The 16,611-nt window shown below is 64.4% G+C and carries 18 protein-coding genes and 1 pseudogene; 13 read left to right on the plus strand and 6 right to left on the minus strand.

What is annotated here, in order from left to right; all coding sequences use genetic code 11:
- Window positions 1–18: 18 nt before the first annotated feature.
- The 12 genes from A3M3_RS0105910 (at window position 19) to A3M3_RS0105965 (ending at window position 10,673) form a co-directional block, all read left to right on the plus strand.
- Entirely contained in the window at window positions 19–1,002 is a 984-nt protein-coding gene (locus tag A3M3_RS0105910) for a LacI family DNA-binding transcriptional regulator (RefSeq protein ID WP_231497319.1), read from the plus strand.
- 74 nt (window positions 1,003–1,076) lie between these two features.
- Window positions 1,077–2,009, plus strand: a complete 933-nt coding sequence (locus A3M3_RS0105915) for a hydroxyacid dehydrogenase (protein WP_028265573.1) — start codon at window positions 1,077–1,079, stop codon at window positions 2,007–2,009.
- A 90-nt stretch (window positions 2,010–2,099) separates the two neighbouring features.
- Complete coding sequence (iolG, locus tag A3M3_RS0105920; RefSeq protein WP_028265574.1) at window positions 2,100–3,131, plus strand: inositol 2-dehydrogenase; 1,032 nt, start codon at window positions 2,100–2,102, stop codon at window positions 3,129–3,131.
- Between the two features lie 2 nt (window positions 3,132–3,133).
- Window positions 3,134–3,913: an SDR family oxidoreductase gene (locus A3M3_RS0105925; RefSeq protein ID WP_028265575.1), complete on the plus strand. Its 780-nt coding sequence runs from the start codon at window positions 3,134–3,136 to the stop codon at window positions 3,911–3,913.
- On the plus strand, window positions 3,910–4,794 hold the full coding sequence (locus tag A3M3_RS0105930; RefSeq protein ID WP_081736706.1) for a sugar phosphate isomerase/epimerase family protein: 885 nt from the start codon (window positions 3,910–3,912) through the stop codon (window positions 4,792–4,794). Before A3M3_RS0105925 ends, A3M3_RS0105930 begins: the two co-directional genes overlap by 4 nt.
- A complete protein-coding gene (locus A3M3_RS0105935; RefSeq protein ID WP_028265577.1) occupies window positions 4,794–5,819 on the plus strand; it encodes a Gfo/Idh/MocA family protein in 1,026 nt (341 codons plus the stop codon). Before A3M3_RS0105930 ends, A3M3_RS0105935 begins: the two co-directional genes overlap by 1 nt.
- The gene (locus tag A3M3_RS0105940) at window positions 5,819–7,312 is read left to right on the plus strand and encodes a CoA-acylating methylmalonate-semialdehyde dehydrogenase (RefSeq protein WP_028265578.1); all 1,494 of its coding nucleotides are present in this window, start codon (window positions 5,819–5,821) and stop codon (window positions 7,310–7,312) included. Before A3M3_RS0105935 ends, A3M3_RS0105940 begins: the two co-directional genes overlap by 1 nt.
- 114 nt (window positions 7,313–7,426) lie before the next feature.
- Window positions 7,427–7,765 (plus strand): SRPBCC family protein, encoded by a 339-nt coding sequence (locus tag A3M3_RS23930; protein ID WP_051422954.1) that lies wholly within the window; start codon window positions 7,427–7,429, stop codon window positions 7,763–7,765.
- The gene (locus tag A3M3_RS23935) at window positions 7,762–8,304 is read left to right on the plus strand and encodes a GNAT family N-acetyltransferase (protein ID WP_035741401.1); all 543 of its coding nucleotides are present in this window, start codon (window positions 7,762–7,764) and stop codon (window positions 8,302–8,304) included. The genes A3M3_RS23930 and A3M3_RS23935 overlap by 4 nt, the downstream gene beginning before the upstream one ends.
- A gap of 31 nt (window positions 8,305–8,335) precedes the next feature.
- Entirely contained in the window at window positions 8,336–8,539 is a 204-nt protein-coding gene (locus A3M3_RS0105955) for a helix-turn-helix domain-containing protein (protein ID WP_028265579.1), read from the plus strand.
- A gap of 7 nt (window positions 8,540–8,546) precedes the next feature.
- Window positions 8,547–9,020 carry a Clp protease N-terminal domain-containing protein gene (locus A3M3_RS0105960; RefSeq protein WP_028265580.1) on the plus strand — a complete coding sequence of 158 codons (474 nt, stop codon included), beginning with the start codon at window positions 8,547–8,549 and terminating at the stop codon, window positions 9,018–9,020.
- A 339-nt stretch (window positions 9,021–9,359) separates the two neighbouring features.
- Window positions 9,360–10,673 carry a hypothetical protein gene (locus tag A3M3_RS0105965; protein ID WP_155854297.1) on the plus strand — a complete coding sequence of 438 codons (1,314 nt, stop codon included), beginning with the start codon at window positions 9,360–9,362 and terminating at the stop codon, window positions 10,671–10,673.
- A 77-nt stretch (window positions 10,674–10,750) separates the two neighbouring features.
- Here the strand turns inward: A3M3_RS0105965 and A3M3_RS0105970 are convergent, their stop codons facing one another.
- The 4 genes and pseudogenes from A3M3_RS0105970 to A3M3_RS0105980 form a co-directional block, all read right to left on the minus strand.
- The gene (locus A3M3_RS0105970) at window positions 10,751–11,152 is read right to left on the minus strand and encodes a VOC family protein (RefSeq protein WP_028265582.1); all 402 of its coding nucleotides are present in this window, start codon (window positions 11,150–11,152) and stop codon (window positions 10,751–10,753) included.
- A gap of 9 nt (window positions 11,153–11,161) precedes the next feature.
- On the minus strand, window positions 11,162–11,506 hold the full coding sequence (locus A3M3_RS29470) for a sensor histidine kinase (RefSeq protein ID WP_442853112.1): 345 nt from the start codon (window positions 11,504–11,506) through the stop codon (window positions 11,162–11,164).
- 165 nt (window positions 11,507–11,671) lie between these two features.
- A pseudogene (locus tag A3M3_RS29475) lies at window positions 11,672–12,076 on the minus strand (histidine kinase dimerization/phospho-acceptor domain-containing protein); the annotation flags it as partial.
- Window positions 12,077–12,525: 449 nt separating this feature from the next.
- A complete protein-coding gene (locus A3M3_RS0105980; RefSeq protein WP_035741402.1) occupies window positions 12,526–13,224 on the minus strand; it encodes a response regulator transcription factor in 699 nt (232 codons plus the stop codon).
- Window positions 13,225–13,392: 168 nt separating this feature from the next.
- Here A3M3_RS0105980 and A3M3_RS0105985 point away from each other — a divergent pair, with 168 nt between their 5' ends.
- A complete protein-coding gene (locus tag A3M3_RS0105985) occupies window positions 13,393–13,905 on the plus strand; it encodes a hypothetical protein (protein ID WP_028265584.1) in 513 nt (170 codons plus the stop codon).
- 31 nt (window positions 13,906–13,936) lie between these two features.
- On the opposite strand, the gene A3M3_RS0105990 is transcribed toward A3M3_RS0105985, so the two are convergent.
- Window positions 13,937–15,532 (minus strand): MFS transporter, encoded by a 1,596-nt coding sequence (locus tag A3M3_RS0105990; RefSeq protein ID WP_028265585.1) that lies wholly within the window; start codon window positions 15,530–15,532, stop codon window positions 13,937–13,939.
- 254 nt (window positions 15,533–15,786) lie between these two features.
- A complete protein-coding gene (locus tag A3M3_RS0106000) occupies window positions 15,787–16,590 on the minus strand; it encodes a putative protein N(5)-glutamine methyltransferase (RefSeq protein WP_028265586.1) in 804 nt (267 codons plus the stop codon).
- Window positions 16,591–16,611 lie beyond the last annotated feature (21 nt).

The raw sequence follows: 16,611 nt of genomic DNA on the forward strand, positions 1-16,611 counted from the left end.
GCCCGGCGGCCAACGATCATGGACGTGGCAGAACGCGCCGGTGTTTCCAAGTCCTTGGTTTCACTCGTGCTGCGCGACTCCCCGCGAGTCAGTGAGGAACGCCGCCAGCGGGTGCTCAAGGTTGTTGAGGAGATGGGCTTCGAGCTCAACCTCGCGGCCCGCTCCCTGGCAACCCGGGAGAGCGGAACCATCGGTGTGCTGGTCAGCGATATGCACAACCCGTGGGCCTTCGACGTAGCCGATGCCGCACGGACCGTGCTGGAAGAGGCCGGACACACCGTCCTCTTCAGCGCGGTCACGGCGGCAGGCAGGGGAGTAGACCAGTCCATTCTCCAAGCCTTCCGGGACTTGCGCGTCGCGGGCCTGCTCGTCGTCGGAACGGTGCCCGACAAGGCACCGTTCAGCCGCGCGGTTTCCGGCGGGGCCGTGGTCTTTGCGGGCGGCGGACCGGATTACATCGATACTGCCGATATTGTGCGAAGCGATGATGCCCACGGTATGTCCATGGCCGTCGAGCACTTGATCGCCCAAGGACACGAGAACATCGTGCACCTGGGCGGCCTTGGCGGCTCGGTGGGCCGCGAACGCGTGGACGGATATTCGGCGGCAATGGAAGAACACGGACTTGACCGTTACATCCAAGTAGTGGACGCCGACTTCTTCCAGGAGTCCGGCTATGTAGCCGCTCAAAGGGCCCTGGGCTCCCGTTCCAAGCGCCAGCGCCCCACAGCGCTGGCGTGCATCAACGACCTCGCCGCTTTCGGTGCAATGACCGCGGCCGACGAGCGCGGCGTGGAAGTTGCCATCACCGGCTACGACAACATCGCACTGGGTGCCATGCCGCGCTTGGGACTTACCACCGTTGACCCGAACAGCTCCACCATTGGAGTCACCGGAGCCAAGACCCTCTTGGAACGGATCCATGGTGAGGGCAGCGGGTTCGTCCACCATTCCGTCACGCCGCAGTTGGTCGTGCGGACATCCAGCCTCCTCGGTCTCTAAACCACAGGCCCCTAGACGTATCAGCGGCGCCATACCTGGCGCCGCCCCAAGACCCCACATCTTCAAGGATGACGATGGCTTCTCTCACCACACCCCAAATCTTTGTCGCTCTCGGAAGCGTCGAACCCGACTTGGTGGAACCGCTTCTCTCCGAACACCAGCGACTCATCCAGGATCCCACCGCCGAGGACCTGGCAAACGCCGATGCCGCAATTGTCAGGGCTGCCTACCGAGTGGACAGGGAACTACTGGATCGGATGCCGGCGCTCAAAGTCATCGCCAGGACCGGCGTCGGAACCGAGCTGGTGGACGTCGCCGAAGCCAAGCGACGCGGAATCCCCGTGGTCATCACGCCCGGAAGCAACACCGCCTCTGTGGCCGAAGGCGTGTTCGCCCACTTGCTCGCGCTCGTCAAGAAGCTCTCTCCGCTGACCGCCCTGGTACGCGAGGGACGCTGGGAGCAGCGTGCCGCCGTCGGCGTCGGAGATCTCGAGGGGTTCACGCTGGGCATCATCGGCTACGGCCGCATTGGCCGCCGCGTGGCGCGCATCGCCGAAGCCTTCGAGCTGAAAGTCCTGGCCTACGATCCTTTCGCGGAAATCCCGACGGCGATCCGCTGCGACAGCGTGGAGGAACTCCTCAAGGGCAGCGACTTCGTAACCCTCCACGTGCCCCTGACGCCCGAAAACCAGAACCTCATCAGCGCGGGCCGCCTCAAGGCCATGAAGCCGGGAGCAGTCCTCATCAACTGCAGCCGTGGCGGGCTCATCGACCTCGACGCCGCCCACGAGGCACTGCAGTCCGGGCACCTTTCCGGGCTTGGCTTGGATGTGTACGATCCCGAACCTCCTGCGCACCACCCGTTGTTCGATCATGAAAACGTGGTCCTGACTCCGCACCTGATGGGTTTCACCCGTCAAGGCATGGCACACACGGTCAGGGATGCCGCCCAAGGCGCGGTTGACGTCCTCGCTGGCCGCACGCCCGCCGCGGTGGCGGCGCCATGACCGTTCCGAAGTTGAGCACGTGCCAGTCAACGCATCAAAACCAACCCAAGCCCGGCCTTCTCCCGGCAGTTCCCTAGAAAGGACCCCCACATGTCCACTGATCGACCCCTCAAAGTTGCGCTGTTCGGATCCGGGCGCATCGGGCAGGTCCATGCCCGGAACATCGCTGCCCACCCAGACCTGGAACTCGCGTGGATCGCCGACCCGTTCATCGAAGGAGCCCGCACGTTGGCGGCTGGAACCGGTGCTGTGGCCGTGGAGTCCGCCGACGAGGTTTTCGCTAACGGTGACCTCGACGCCGTCGTTATCGGCTCGCCCACCAGCACGCACGTGGACCTGATCTCTCGCGCCATGGGGCAAGGCGTGGCGGCCCTCTGCGAGAAACCGATCGACCTCGACATCGAGCGTGCGCTCGCTTGCCGGGACGCGATCAAGGGCAACACCACGCCCCTCATGCTCGGTTTCAACCGACGCTTCGACCCCCACTTCGCGGCCATCCAGGCGCGCGTCGCAGCAGGGGAAATCGGGCGCCTCGAACAGCTGACCATCATCAGCCGCGATCCCGCACCGGCGCCGGCGGCCTACATTGCCACTTCCGGAGGGATCTTCCGCGACCAAAGCATCCACGACCTGGATATGGCCCGGTTCTTCGTGCCGGACATCATTGAAGTTTCCGCCACCGGCGCCAACGTGTTCTGCGATTACATCGAGGAAGCCGGGGACTTCGACTCGGTGGTCATCACCCTCAAGGGCCGCGACGGGGAACTGATCACCATCACCAACTCCCGCCACAGCGCCTTCGGCCACGACCAGCGACTCGAGGCGTTCGGAAGCGAGGGGATGCTCAGCGCAGGTAACGTCACCTCGACGACGGTGCGCAAGTATGGCGTCGGCGGCACCGAAGAGGCGGATGCCTACTTGCCGTTCTTCCTGGAGCGTTACGCCGAGGCTTACCGGAACGAGCTGGACAGTTTCGCCAAGGCCATCCGCTCAGGCACGGCCTGCAGTCCGGGGTTCGACGACGGCCTGCAAGCACTCGTCCTGGCCAACGCGGCTGAAGAGTCCGCCCGCTCCGGACGCGCCGTGAGGATCGAAAATTCGGTCAAGATCGGGCAGCCATAACCATGGCACTTCTCCAGGACAAAGTAATCCTCGTCAGCGGGGGTACCCAGGGGTTGGGGGCCGGCGTCGCGAGACGCGCGGCTGCCGAAGGTGCGGCCGGGATCGCCATCACAGGCCGGAACGCGGACTCGGGTGAACGGCTCGCCGCGGAAATCACGGCATCCGGCGTCGAGACGCGGTTCATCAAAACCGATCTCGCCGACGTCGAACAGGCCCGGAACTCGGTGCTTGAGACAGTCACGGCCTTCGGACAACTCGACTGCGCGGTCAATGCAGCAGGCCTGACCACCCGCGGCACCATGCTGGACACGACGCCCGAGCTGTTCGACGCACACATCGCAGTGAACCTGAAATCGCCGTTCTTCATCATGGCCGAAACCATCAAGCATCTTCGTAGCAGGGGTGTGCCAGGAAACATCCTGAACGTCATCTCCATCGCCGAACTCGGCGGACAACCGTACTTGGCGCCGTATGTGGCGGCCAAAGCCGGGCTGGCCGGGGCGACCCGCAATGCGGCGCATGCCCACCGTTGGGACAAGATCCGCATCAACGGGCTTGACATTGGCTGGACCGCCACGGACGGCGAAGCCGAAACCCAGAAGAAATTCCACGGCGCGGGGGACGACTGGCTCGAGAAGGCGAATGCCTCCGTCCCCATGGGAAAGCTCGGGCAAGTGGACGAGATCGCCGAATTCATTGTCTTTCTCCTCTCCGACAGGAGCGGTGTCGTCACAGGCTCGGTCATCGACTGGGATCAAAACGTATACGGAGGATCAGATTGAGCACCATCACCAAGCGTCTTGCCGCGGCACCCATTTCCTGGGGCGTCTGCGAAGTCCCCGGATGGGGCCACCAACTCGAGGCGGACAGGGTCCTGTCCGAAATGACGGCCCTGGGCATCAGCGCCACCGAGTTCGGCCCCGCCGGCTTTCTCCCCGAGAAGGCTGCTGAGCGCGCGGAGGTGCTGAAGCGGCACAAGCTCCAGGCCATTGGCGGCTTCTTCCCCGTCATCCTGCATGACCCGTCCAAGAACCCCTTGGACGTCGTAGCGGCTGAGCTGGATGCCTACGAAGCTGCCGGGGCAAGCATCATGGTCCTCGCGGCGGAGACCGGCGTTGCAGGTTACGATCAGCGCCACGAGCTCGACGCCGAAGGCTGGGAACTGTTCGGCAGGAACCTTGACGCAGTGGTCAAGGCAGCCGCGGACAAGGGTATCCAGGCAGTGGTCCACCCCCACGTGGGAACCATGATCGAAAGTACCTCGGACGTGAACCGGGTCTTGAACGACACCGCCGCAAATCTGTGCCTGGACACGGGCCACCTGCTCATCGGCGGAACCGACCCAGCCCTTCTGGTTCGCGACTACGCCTCGCGGATCGGCCACACCCACCTGAAGGACGTTCGCAAGGCCGTCGCGCAGCGGGTCCAGGCCGGCGAGATCTCCTACACGGACGGCGTCAAGGCGGGCATGTACGTGCCGCTGGGGCACGGCGACGTCGGCATTGCCGGAATCGTCCGGGACCTGCTCGACGCTGGTTATCCGGGCTGGTTCACCATGGAGCAGGACACCATCTTGGATTCCGAGCCTACCGACGACGGTCCGGTCCGGGATGTCCGCCAGTCAGTCGCGTTCCTGCGCCAGCTCGAAGCGGAGATCGGCTGATGAGCGCCGTCCGCTGGGGAGTGCTGACCACGGCAAGGATTGCCCAAGCCAGGTTCCTGCCGGCTATGAGTCGCGCCCGGAACGCCGTCGCTTCGGCGATCAGCAGCCCGAACGGAAAGGCAGCCGAAGTTGCCGAGCGCTTCGGCATCCCGGCCTCCTATTCTTCCCACGAGGAATTGCTGGCCGATCCAAGCATTGAGGCTGTTTACCTCCCCTTTCCGAATGCCCTTCACGCCGACTGGATTGTCGCGGCCGCCGACGCCGGGAAGGACATCCTCTGTGAGAAGCCGCTCGTCTCCACTCTCCACGACTATCGCCGGGTGTTGGAAGCCTGCGAACGCAACGGGGTGAACCTGATGGAGGCATTCATGTACCGCTTCCATCCCCAGCACCAGAAGGTCCGTGAATGCATCGACTCGGGGAAGATCGGTGAGCTGGTGTCCATGCACGCCCGTTTCCACTTCGTCATGGATCGAAGCGAAGGCGAGGTCCGCCTCCAGCCGGGACTGGATGGAGGCGCGCTAAACGACGTCGGTTGTTACGCCGTCGACATCATGAACATGGTGATGGGCCGCGCGCCGCAATCTGTCTACGGAAAAGGCACCAGCCGCACAGATCCGGTGGAAACAACCATGGCCGCGATCCTGGACTACGGGGACGTGTTGGGAACGCTGGACTGTGGTTTTGAGGGTCCCCGCACGCACACATTCCAGGTGATCGGCACCAAGGGTCACATCACTTTGGACAAGGCATTTGATCCGGGGCCCGGCGAAATTGCCCGCATCACCGTGTCTCTGAGGGACGGTCAGACAGAGTCTGTCGACATCGGGGAGGACCCGTTCAAGACCGAAATCGAACGGTTCAGCGCGTGGGTTCGCAATTCCGGGCCCGAACTTGTCCACAGGGAATTGACCGAACAGAACCTGGCCGTCCGCTTGGCGCTGCAGGAATCACTCGCCACCGGTTTGCCGCGGGATGTCAACGGCGTACATGCCGCGGAGCACCAGCTACTACAGGAGCAGTAATGACTATCATCAACCACTTCATCAGCGGTACCGAAGCAGCGGGCAGCGGAACAAGCACCAAGCCCGTCTACAACCCCGCCACAGGCGCCGTGACGGCCGAGCTGCGGCTGGCCAACTTGGCTGATCTCGACGCCACCGTGGCCGCAGCAAAGGAAGCCGCAGCGTCCTGGGGCGGCATTTCGCTGGCCAAGCGCACTGCCGTGCTGTTCAAATTCCGTGAGCTTGTCGCCTCTCACGTGGAGGAACTCGCGGCCCTGATCACGTCCGAACACGGGAAGGTCCTCAACGACGCCAAGGGCGAGATCGGCCGCGGCTTGGAAGTCATCGAGTTCGCTTGCGGGATCCCGCAGCTGCTCAAGGGCGAGTACTCGGACCAGGTCTCCACCGGCATCGATGTGTTCTCCTTCCGGGAGCCGGTCGGCGTGGTCGCGGGCATCACGCCGTTCAATTTCCCGGTCATGGTGCCGTTGTGGATGGCGCCGATGGCTATTGCGACGGGCAACGCGTTCATCCTCAAGCCATCACACCGAGTGCCGTCGGCCGCGATGCTGCTGGCCAGGCTGTGGAAGCAGGCCGGACTGCCCGATGGCGTTTTCCAGGTCCTGCACGGGGACCGTGAGGTTGTTTCCGGTCTCCTGACGCACCCGGACGTGGATGCCGTTTCCTTCGTCGGCTCCACTCCTGTGGCGAAGCACATCCTGGAGGTGGCGACGGCGCACGGCAAGCGGGTCCAGGCCTTGGGCGGGGCGAAGAACCACGCGATTGTCATGCCCGACGCCGACCTGGACAACGCTGCCGACCATCTGGCCGCTGCCGCGTTCGGTTCCGCCGGTCAGCGTTGCATGGCCATCTCGGTTGCGGTCGCCGTAGGCGATGCCGCTGACTTGCTGGTCAAGAAGGTTGAAGAGCGTGCCCTCGACGTGAAGGTCAAGAACGGCACCGAAGCCGACGCCGACATGGGTCCCGTGATCAGCGCCGAATCCCGCGAATTCATCGTCAAGACGGTGAACGAGGCGGAGCTGGCCGGCGCTGCGATGGTGGTGGACGGCCGCGAGCTGGTAGTTCCCGGCCACGAAGACGGATTCTGGGTCGGCCCCACCGTGATCGACCACGTCAAGACCGAAATGAGCGCCTACACGGAGGAAATCTTCGGACCCGTCTTGGTGGTGGTGCGGGTGGAGGACCTGGATGAAGGCATCAGGTTGATCAATGCCAACCCCTACGGCAACGGCACCGCGATCTTCACCTCCTCCGGCGCCAACGCGCGCAAGTTCCAGCGTTCCGTGGACGTGGGCATGATCGGCATCAATGTGCCCTTGCCGGTTCCCGTTGCCTACTACTCCTTCGGCGGCTGGAAGGCCTCGCTCTTCGGAGACAAGCACATCTACGGTCCGGAAGGCGTCTCCTTCTATACCCGCGGCAAGGTGGTCACCTCCCGCTGGCCCGAACCCACCCACGCTTCCGGCGCCTCCTACAACTTCCCCTCCAACTAGCCCCCCCCACCCAACTGACTCGCAGTTGTTGTCGTTATGAGCCCTCAAAACGACAACAAATGCGAGCCAGTTGGGCTGAGCGGGCGCAAAGGGAAACAGTGGCAGGATCTAAGGGTGACTGTTTCGTTTGCCTGCCACCCCCACATCCAACGTGAACCCGCGGAGCTATTCGACCTTGCCCGCAACGTCGACACGATGAGTAGCCGAATCACCCAATGTCACTTCCCCGATTCCTTCACGGACGAGCAAGTGCGTGGTCCCTTCCGGTTCTTTCGGCACCTTCATGAGTTCATTCCCGACGACGGCGGCACGCTCATGATCGATCGCGTCGAGTTCGCGGCGCGTTTCGGAGTGGTGGGCCGGCTTGCGGAGAAAGCGGTTCTGGGAAGATACCTCCGGAACCTCATTGGACAGCGCAATCGATACCTCGCTGGCAGCGGTGCGGCCGCATGATCAGGGCAGCGCGCGCGGACGAGCTGGAACGGCTGCGCGGAATCGAACTCGCCGCGGGCGAAATCTTCCGCTCCTTAGGAATGGATGCCATCGCTGAGGACGAGCCATTGACCGTCACTGAGCTGGCACTCTTCCAGACGCGCGGCGGCGCCTTGGTCTTCACCGATGCCTCGGATGTTCCCGTGGCCTATCTCCTGCTTGAGCGCCTGGATGGCAATGCGCACGTGGAGCAATTGAGTGTCCACCCTTCGCATGCGCGTCGAGGTCTCGGGAGTGAGCTGCTTGATAACGCCGAAAAGTGGGCGCAGGCGGAGGGGCTGGAGTGGCTGACCCTGACCACGTTCCGCGACGTGCCGTGGAACGCACCGTACTATCGCAGGCTGGGTTTCGAGGAGCTGGAGCCGGACATGCTCGACGACGGACTGCGCGGCATCCTCGAGTGCGAGGCCTTGGTAGGCCTGAGCCGCTGGCCGAGGATCGCCATGCGCCGGCGGGTTCAGCAGCATTCGGCCGGCACCACGTCTGTCAGTCTGTATTGACAGACGCCGGCTGTCAGTTCAAACTGACAGCATGAACGGTGATGAGCTGACTTCCCACATCCCGGCGACGGACCCGGCAACCGGCCTCCGCGCCGTCGGAGCCCTGCATCGCCTGGCCGAAAAAGTAGAGGCTACCAACGTGGCCCTCGCCCGGCAGCAGGGCTGGTCCTGGGAACAAATCGGCGATGCCCTAGGCGTCTCCCGGCAGTCGGTCCACGCCAAATACGGAAAGTGAGCCTGCCATGTTTGAACGATTTGCCGCTGAAGCCAGAACCGCTGTCCATGCCGGCGCCGAGGAAGCCAAGCGCCGCGGTGACCGGAGAATCGGTACGGACCATTTGCTACTGGGATTGCTCCATGACCCGGAAAGCTGCCGGGTCCTGGCCGTGGACCTTGAACCTGCCCGTGCTCAGCTTGATGCCCTCGACCAGGAGGCCTTGGAAGCCGTCGGCATCAAGCTAGGCGACTTCGGTCCGCTGAATGCGCCGAAAGGGAGCAGCAGGACCACGTTCACCTCGGCTGCCCGCTCGGTCATTCAGGACTCTCTGATACTGACCACCCGGGAGAAAGCCCGCAGGATCACCACCCGGCATCTCCTGCTCGCCCTGCTGGACCGGCAGCAACCAGATCCGGCAGCTGTCCTGCTCAATAAGCTGGGCGTGGATGCGGCTGCGCTGAAGGTCCGCCTCGAGAACCCGGGTCCCGTTACTGAGTGAGACGGCCGAGCGAACCGGATTACTTGCTTTGACGGCATCATTCCAAGTGCAGACGGGGCCCTTGGAAGTGATCGGCAGGCTCACAGATCCTCTGAAGATCGCAGCCAACGTGCTTTATCCCTGGCGACTGCCCGTAATTTTTTGGCTGATGCGCACCACCGGAAAGTCGGTCAAAACACTCTCTCCTTGCCGGTGAACGGATGCGAAAGTCGCCTATCACGCGCTGGCCGGAAGCGAACCGCGTGTCTGCCCAGAAGAAGGTGCACTAGCGGGCCCCGGGGATTCGATGACGATGTAAAATTTGCATTCTGTCTGCAATTTTCTCTTGGGGGTCTCCGCTTGGCTGTCTTGACTGTGCACCGTCGTGCTTTTTTCGCTCCTACTGTCCGCTGGCGGAACCCTGTGGTGTACGCGTCGATCGTCCTGGTCTCGGCCCTGCTCTCGCTCGCGCGGCTCCCGGCCCCGGCTATCGGAACTCTGTGGGCAGAGGATGGCGGGATCTTCATCAACGACGTGCTCAAGGACGCCGGCCTCCGAGGCATCTTCGCCCCGTACCAGGGGTACCTACACGTCGTGCCTCGTGGCGTCGCGTGGCTGGTCGTGAGGCTGCTCCCTGTGGATGCATGGGCGATCGCCGTGACCGTGGCGGCGTGCTTGATCGTGGGCGGTGTCGCGGCGCTCGTGTTCCACTGCTCGTCTGTGCTGTCCAGGAATGTCTGGGTCCGGCTCGGGTTCGCAGCGGTGCCTGTCCTGGTTGCGGCCAGCCCGGAGGAGGCACTCGGAAACCTCGCGAACCTGCATTGGTACTTCCTGTACCTGGCGCCGTGGCTCCTTCTGAAACGGCCCCGGACATGGGTTGAAGGTGCCGTCCTAACAGTTGCGGCGCTACTCGTCGGCCTGACGGAGATACAGGCTGCGGTGTTCGTCCCTCTGTTTGCATACCGACTCCGAGACGCGCGGCTTTGGGGTCCGCGGCTAGCCCTCCTCGCTGGTGTGGGGGCGCAGGTTTTCACAACGCTGACGTACCCGCGCGATAACCCGGTCGCGCCGCCGGTGAACTGGCTATCGGTCGTATACGGGTGGTTCGTCGACGGCCCGTCCGCCGTAATGTTCGGAACGGCGGGGCAAATATCCCGCGTGGTAGTCCGTTTCGGTTGGGTGCCCGTGGCGCTGGCGGCCGCCCTCTTCCTCGCGGCGTCCGCAGTCATCCTTGTGCGAGGCCGGATACGGGAGAAGGTGGCCGCAGGCGCGTTCCTTGGCGGGTCGGTCGTGATAGCGTGCGCGGCCGTGGCCCTGAACTTCCGCCCGTTCCTCGACTACGCCGCATTCGACGACGCCAGCTGGAACGCCTTGCACCTCGGGCGTTACGCTGTCGCGCCGTCCATGTTCCTCCTCGCCCTCTTGCCGCTTCTAGGGGAAGTTCTGGGGGGCTCGGCGCGACCAGCTTTGCTCGGCATTCTGGCCGTGCTGATGGTCGTCTACTTCTTCCCCGTGGCCGTGGGGCGCGAGTTCGGACCAATCTGGACGGACCACCTCGAGCAGGCCCGCGCGGCATGCCGGACGCCTGGCGCCGAACCGGAGCAGATCGTCCCGATAGCCCCTACGGGCTGGCCCATCAAGGGTGTCAAGGTGCCCTGTCGCATCCTCGACTGACCCGTGCATGTGTTCCATGGGTCAGCCCCTGCCAACTGAGGGGCGGCTGCCACAGTCCCACTAGCGCCGACGGCTCATCAGCCCGCAACCAGTTCTACCTCGTAGCCGTCCGTGTTCACCAGATAGGCGGCGTAGTGGTCAGGACCCCCGGCATGGGGATACTTGCTCTCGAACATCTCGTACCAACCGGAGTCGGCGCCGAGCTGCTGCAGCCGGTCCACGTTTTCCCTGGTGCCTGCATGGAAGGCGAGGTGGTTGAGTCCGGGCTCCGTTCTGCGATGCGTGCTTCCGGTGATCGCCGCGGATTGTTCCACCACGATGTACATGGCCCCGAGTTTCCAGCTGCAACCGTGGGGCCACCGTTGGAACGGCTCGTAGCCGAGTTCCCCGAGCAGCCAGCCCCATTCCTCCGCCGCGCGCTCGAAATGTGGCACCCAAATCTCGACATGGTGCAGCGAACCCACTGGATCTTCAGCCATGCGGAGAGTCTACGTTTGCTTTGAGATCGCCGGAATGCCCGGCAACTCCACCACAAACGCCGCGCCACCTTCCGGAGCCGTGCGCACGCTAATGCGTCCACCCAGCCGCTGCACGATCCTCGCCGCAATGGACAGGCCCAGTCCGCTGCCCACGGGCCGCGCACCGCTGTATCTGGCAAAGAGCGCACCTCGTTCAAACGCGACGGCGGCGTCCGCCTCTGTGAGTCCAGGGCCGCCGTCGCGCACTTCCACCGTGAGCCCGCTACCGGAAACGTTAGCGGCGAGCACCACGGGGGCGCCCTCCGGAGTCACGCGCAGCGCGTTTTCCAGCAGTCCGTCCACCACTTGGCGCAACCGCTGGCCATCACTGCGGACGGGCAATGCTCCGGACGGCAGTTCGAGCCGCGCCGCGATCCCGTTTTGGACGCACACTGCCTGCCAGGCCAGCCAGCTCTCGCGCAGGATCAAGGATGCGTCCACGGGCTGCAGTTCCACACGGAAATCGTCGGACTCGAGCCGTGCCAATTCCAGGAGATCCCGGACAAATCGATCCAAACGATTGGTTTCGGCCACCAGGGTCCGCCCGACCCCGCTCACTTCGGCTCCGCTGACTACGCCATCCGCGAGGGCCTCGGCGTAGCCCCGCAGCGCCGTGAGGGGTGTCCGGATTTCATGCGAAATAGAGAGCAGGAATTCGCGTTGGCGTCCCTCGCTGGTCCGGAGCGCGGCGTCGAGGGCGGCCAAGGCTTGGGAAACCTCCACCACTTCGGCCGGGCCGCCGGGCGTTACCGGCACTGCACGTTCGCCCGCCGCGAGCCGGTGCGCCGACTGTGCCGTACGCACCAACGGCCGGCTCAGCCATTGCGCCAACAGGCCGCCCGCCACGATCGAGAACACGAGGCACACTGCAAGGGCGATCAGCATGCGGCTCAACAGGGGAGCTGCCGCGGCCCGGATCTCGGACACAGGCTGCGCCAGCACCACGCCACCTCCTGCCGCCAAAGGCCGAGCCTCGAGGACCACCGTGTTCTGCGGACCGTCCACCGTTTTGGACACCGCCTTGCCGGCCAGCACATCCGCCACCGTCTTCGCATCCACAAGCCGGGCCCCGCCACCGGTCACGCGGCCATCGGGACCGATCGCCGCGAGCCTCGCGCCATGGGTGAGCAGATCGGCGCGAAGGTCCTGGAGGCTTCCGAGGTTTGACTGTTTGCTGAGGGAATCGGCCTCAACTGCGAGATACTTCTTGGCTTCGTCCACGGCAGTGGCGTTCACCAATTGCGCTGCCAGAAGGCCGGCAAGCACGACGGCGACAGTCGCGACGGCGGCGATCACCGCCGTCGTGCGTCCGGCCAGCGTGCCGAACCAGCGCTTCACGCTGGACCCGCAGCGGAGGGCCCGACTGCCGAGTACCCGACCCCGCGACTCGTTGCGATGGGGGAGTGATCCCCAAGCTTGGCGCGCAGCTGCGCGACGTGGACATCTACGGTCCGTCCCGCTGCATAGCTTGCCTGGCCCCACACGGCCGAAAGCAACTGCTCCCGGGAAAAGACGCGGCCGGGCTGGGCCATCAGATAGGCGAGGAGGTCGAACTCGGTGGCGGTCAAGGTGAGTTCCACGGTGCCTGCGCGCGCGGTCCGGTTCAGCGGATCCAACTCCACGCTGCCCAGCACCAGCGGCTTGGGACGCGGGGTGCCTTCGGTCCGGCGCAGCACAGCCTTGACCCGGGCGACGAGTTCGGAGGGCGAAAACGGCTTCGTGAGATAGTCGTCCGCGCCCAATTCCAAGCCAAGGACGCGGTCCACTTCCTCATCCCGGGCTGTCACGAACAGTACCGGCGTCCAGTCTTCCGCTTGCCGCAGCTGCCTGCAGAGTTCGATCCCGTCCAGGCCCGGCAGCCCGACGTCGAGAATCACCGCGACCGGTTTGAGCCGCCTGATCTGTGCCAGCGCAGAGATGCCATCCCGTTCCACATGGACGCCAAAACCGGCGCGGCCCAGATACAGGCGCTGGATATCGGCGATTGCCTGTTCGTCCTCGGCAATCAACACCAATCCGCGGCTGTCTTCCATGCCTCCATTCAACAGCAAGGAGGGATTCCCCGGAGCGCGCTTGGCAGCTGGCGGGGCCGGTTTTACATTCCTCGAACATTGGCCGAACAATCAGTTCACGCGGCCGGACAAGAGTGTTGTGCAGAGCGCTGGTGGATGCGCCGCCGGCCAGGACGAAGGACACTGAACATGAAAAGCAGCACAGAACTCTCCACCACCCCCACCCAGAGGCGCAAAGGCAGCAAGGCCCGCGTCGCCGTCGTCGGCGTTCTTGCGGCTGGCCTCCTGCTGGGCGGAGGCGTGATCGCCGCAAACGCGGCAACCTCGTCAAACGCCCCAAGCACGACGGCGGCCGTCGCCACCCAGCCGACCGCAACCGCCGCCGCGGCCAAGACCGCTTTGGCGCGGCATCCGCTGGCGACCGCCCTGCGGTTCTTCGTGAACGGTGACAGCAGCAAGCCCAACTACGGTCAGCGCGCCGCGAAGATCGCGACGTTCATCCTGGACAAGCGTCCGAAGCTGGCCGCGAAGCTTCCGGCGGCCCTTCAAGCTGATCTGAAGGCGCTGAAGGACGCAGCCGACGGAGATCGGCTCGCGAAAGCCAGCCACATCAAGGACACCGCACTGAACGGCGGCTACGGTCCGAAGATCCAAGCGCAGGCAAAGCGGATGCAGGAGCAGAAGGCGAACCGCAAGGCTTGAGCCGCTGGGGGCTTCAGCCCGTGGCCCGGGACTAGGCCGGGACGTGTTCCCGGTCCGGGTCCGCCGCTTCGGGAGTGCCGGGTAGCGCGTCCTCAAACGGCATTTCGTCCAGGTCGATCAGCGGGTTGGTGTCTTGTGTGGCCACCAGCTCGCGAGCTTCGGCCTGGGTATCCACGCTGGGCATGGAACCCGGGAGCGGGCGCTGCGCGGATTCACGCAGGAAGTAGATGGCGATCGCGCCCACCACGGACGTGCCCATGAGGTAGTACGCCGGCATCATGTCATCGCCGGAACCTTGGATCAGGGCGGCCACAATGAATGGGGTGGTACCGCCGAAGATCGCCACGGAGAAGTTGTAGGCGATGCCCATTCCGCCGTAACGGCTCGACGTCGGGAACAGTGCCGGCAGCGCGGAGGCGAGGTTGGCCACGTAGAAGGTGACAGGGAAGGCGACCAGGGCCAAGCCGGCGAGGGTGGACCAAATGTCCCCGAGGCCGATCAGCAGGAATGCCGGAATGGCGAACACGATGGTGCTGATGGCACCGATCCACAGCACAGGGCGGCGGCCGATTCGGTCAGAGAGCTTACCGGTCAACGGGATGCAAACGGCCATGATCACCAGTACGGGGATGGTCAGCAGGGTGCCGTGAACGGGGTCGTAGCCCTTGGACTCGGTCAGGTAAGTGGGCATGTACGACGTCAGGGCATAACCCACCGTGTTGGCGGCAGCCGCGAGGATCATGGCGAGGATGATTTGGCGCCAGTAAGCCTTGACGATGCCGATGGGGCCCTTGGCCACTGCGGCATCGCCGGCTGCGGCGTCCGCGGCGAGTGCCTCCTGGGCATCCAAAGTGGCCTGGAACTGGGGAGATTCCTCGATCTTGCTACGGAAATAGACGGCAATGACGCCGAGCGGGCCCGCGATGAGGAACGGCAGGCGCCAGCCCCAGTCCTCCATGGCCGACTGGCCGATGGTGAGCTGCAGGATGGACACAAGGGCCGCACCGAGGGCAAAGCCGATGTACGAGCCCATATCCAGGAAGCTCGCGAAGAAACCGCGGCGCTTGTCCGGAGCGTATTCGCTCACGAACGTGGTGGCGCCGGCGTATTCGCCACCCGTGGAGAAGCCCTGGACCAGCTTCAGGACGACGAGCAGTACTGCTGCCCAAATGCCGATTTGTGCGTATCCGGGCAGGAGTCCGACGGCGAAAGTACTCGCCGCCATGAGCAGGAGTGTTGTGGCGAGCACCTTTTGGCGGCCCACCTTGTCACCCAGCCAACCGAAGACCACACCGCCGAGCGGTCGCGCCAGGAAAGTCGCGGCGAAGGTTCCGAGCAGGAACAGGGTCTGCACGGACTTGTCGGCCTCGGGCAGGAAGACCGGACCCATCGTGGTGATGAGGTAGCCGAAAACGCCGACGTCGTACCACTCCATGGTGTTACCGACGATCGTGCCGCCGAGGGCTTTTTTCAGCATCGGCTGGTCTACGACGTTGACGTCGGACACCTTGAGCCGACGGCGTGTTGGAAGTTTCAATTTTGCGGCACCGCGTGGTGCGGTTTTGCTCGTTGCAGCGGCGTTCCTAGCGCCTGCTGAGGAGTCGGTGATGCTTCGGTCTGTGGGCATTTGGGTTTCTCCTAGGGAGATCATTTGCTTGCGACATACAGCTGCTCCGCTCTGGGCAGGGTCTCAATTTTACGCGACATTCCCCGAAACTGAGAGTTTAACTCCGAATTCGGGGGCCGATTCGGCCCCTTTCGACGCACATGCCTGACATTTACATGCCGCCTACAGCCCCGGAATCACGCGGATTTTGGCGCGTTCCGGAACCGCGCTGCCAAATTGTTTGAGCCGGGGGCTCGAAACGCACAGTTTGCTGATCATTTTCGGTGGATTTCCTGTAGTTTCCCCAGTACCACCGTGGCATCGAATTCTTCGGAATGGACCACGTGGGCGGACAGGCCTGCGAGCTCGAACAGCGCCGCCGTGGTCATCGCCTGCCGGACGCTCGTCTCGATCAGCAGCTGACCCCCGCAAGCCAGCCATAACGGAGCCTCTTCCGCGATCCGGCGCTGCACGTCCAAGCCGTCCGCGCCGCCGTCGAGCGCTACAAGCGGTTCATGCAGCCGTGCCTCCGGCGGCATCATCCCGATCGAGTCCGTAGGCACATAAGGTGCGTTGGCCACCAGCACGTCCACGCGTCCCCGAAGGGTGTCTGGCAAGGCCGAGAAGAGATCGCCTTCATGCACTTGTCCGCCCACCGGGCCGACGTTGCGGCGGGCACAGCGGACGGCGACGGGGTCGACGTCGGCGGCGTGCAGTTCGATGCCGCGCACCGCTGCCGCCAAGGCAGTGCCCACGGCACCGGAACCGCAGCAAAGATCGACGACGACGGCGCCCGGCCAGGCGCAGCGGGCCGCCTCCTGGACGAGGTGCTCCGTGCGATGACGAGGGACGAAAACGCCGGCGTCCACGGCAATGTGCCGGCCGGAGAACTCAGCCCAGCCAAGGACGTGTTCGAGGGGTAGCCCCGCGACGCGTTGATCGAGCATCCGCTCGAGCTCTTCGGGAGCTTGCGCCGCAGCGATCAGCAGTTTGGCCTCGTCTTCGGCAAACACGCAACCTGCGGAACGGAGCCGGGAAGTCACGGCGGAATGGGACGCGTGGAACGAGGGTGCTGACATAAAACCTGTTGGCTTCAAGAC

It is taken from the genome of Arthrobacter sp. MA-N2, from assembly GCF_000517125.1.
GTDB classification, from domain to species: Bacteria; Actinomycetota; Actinomycetes; order Actinomycetales; family Micrococcaceae; genus Arthrobacter; species Arthrobacter methylotrophus.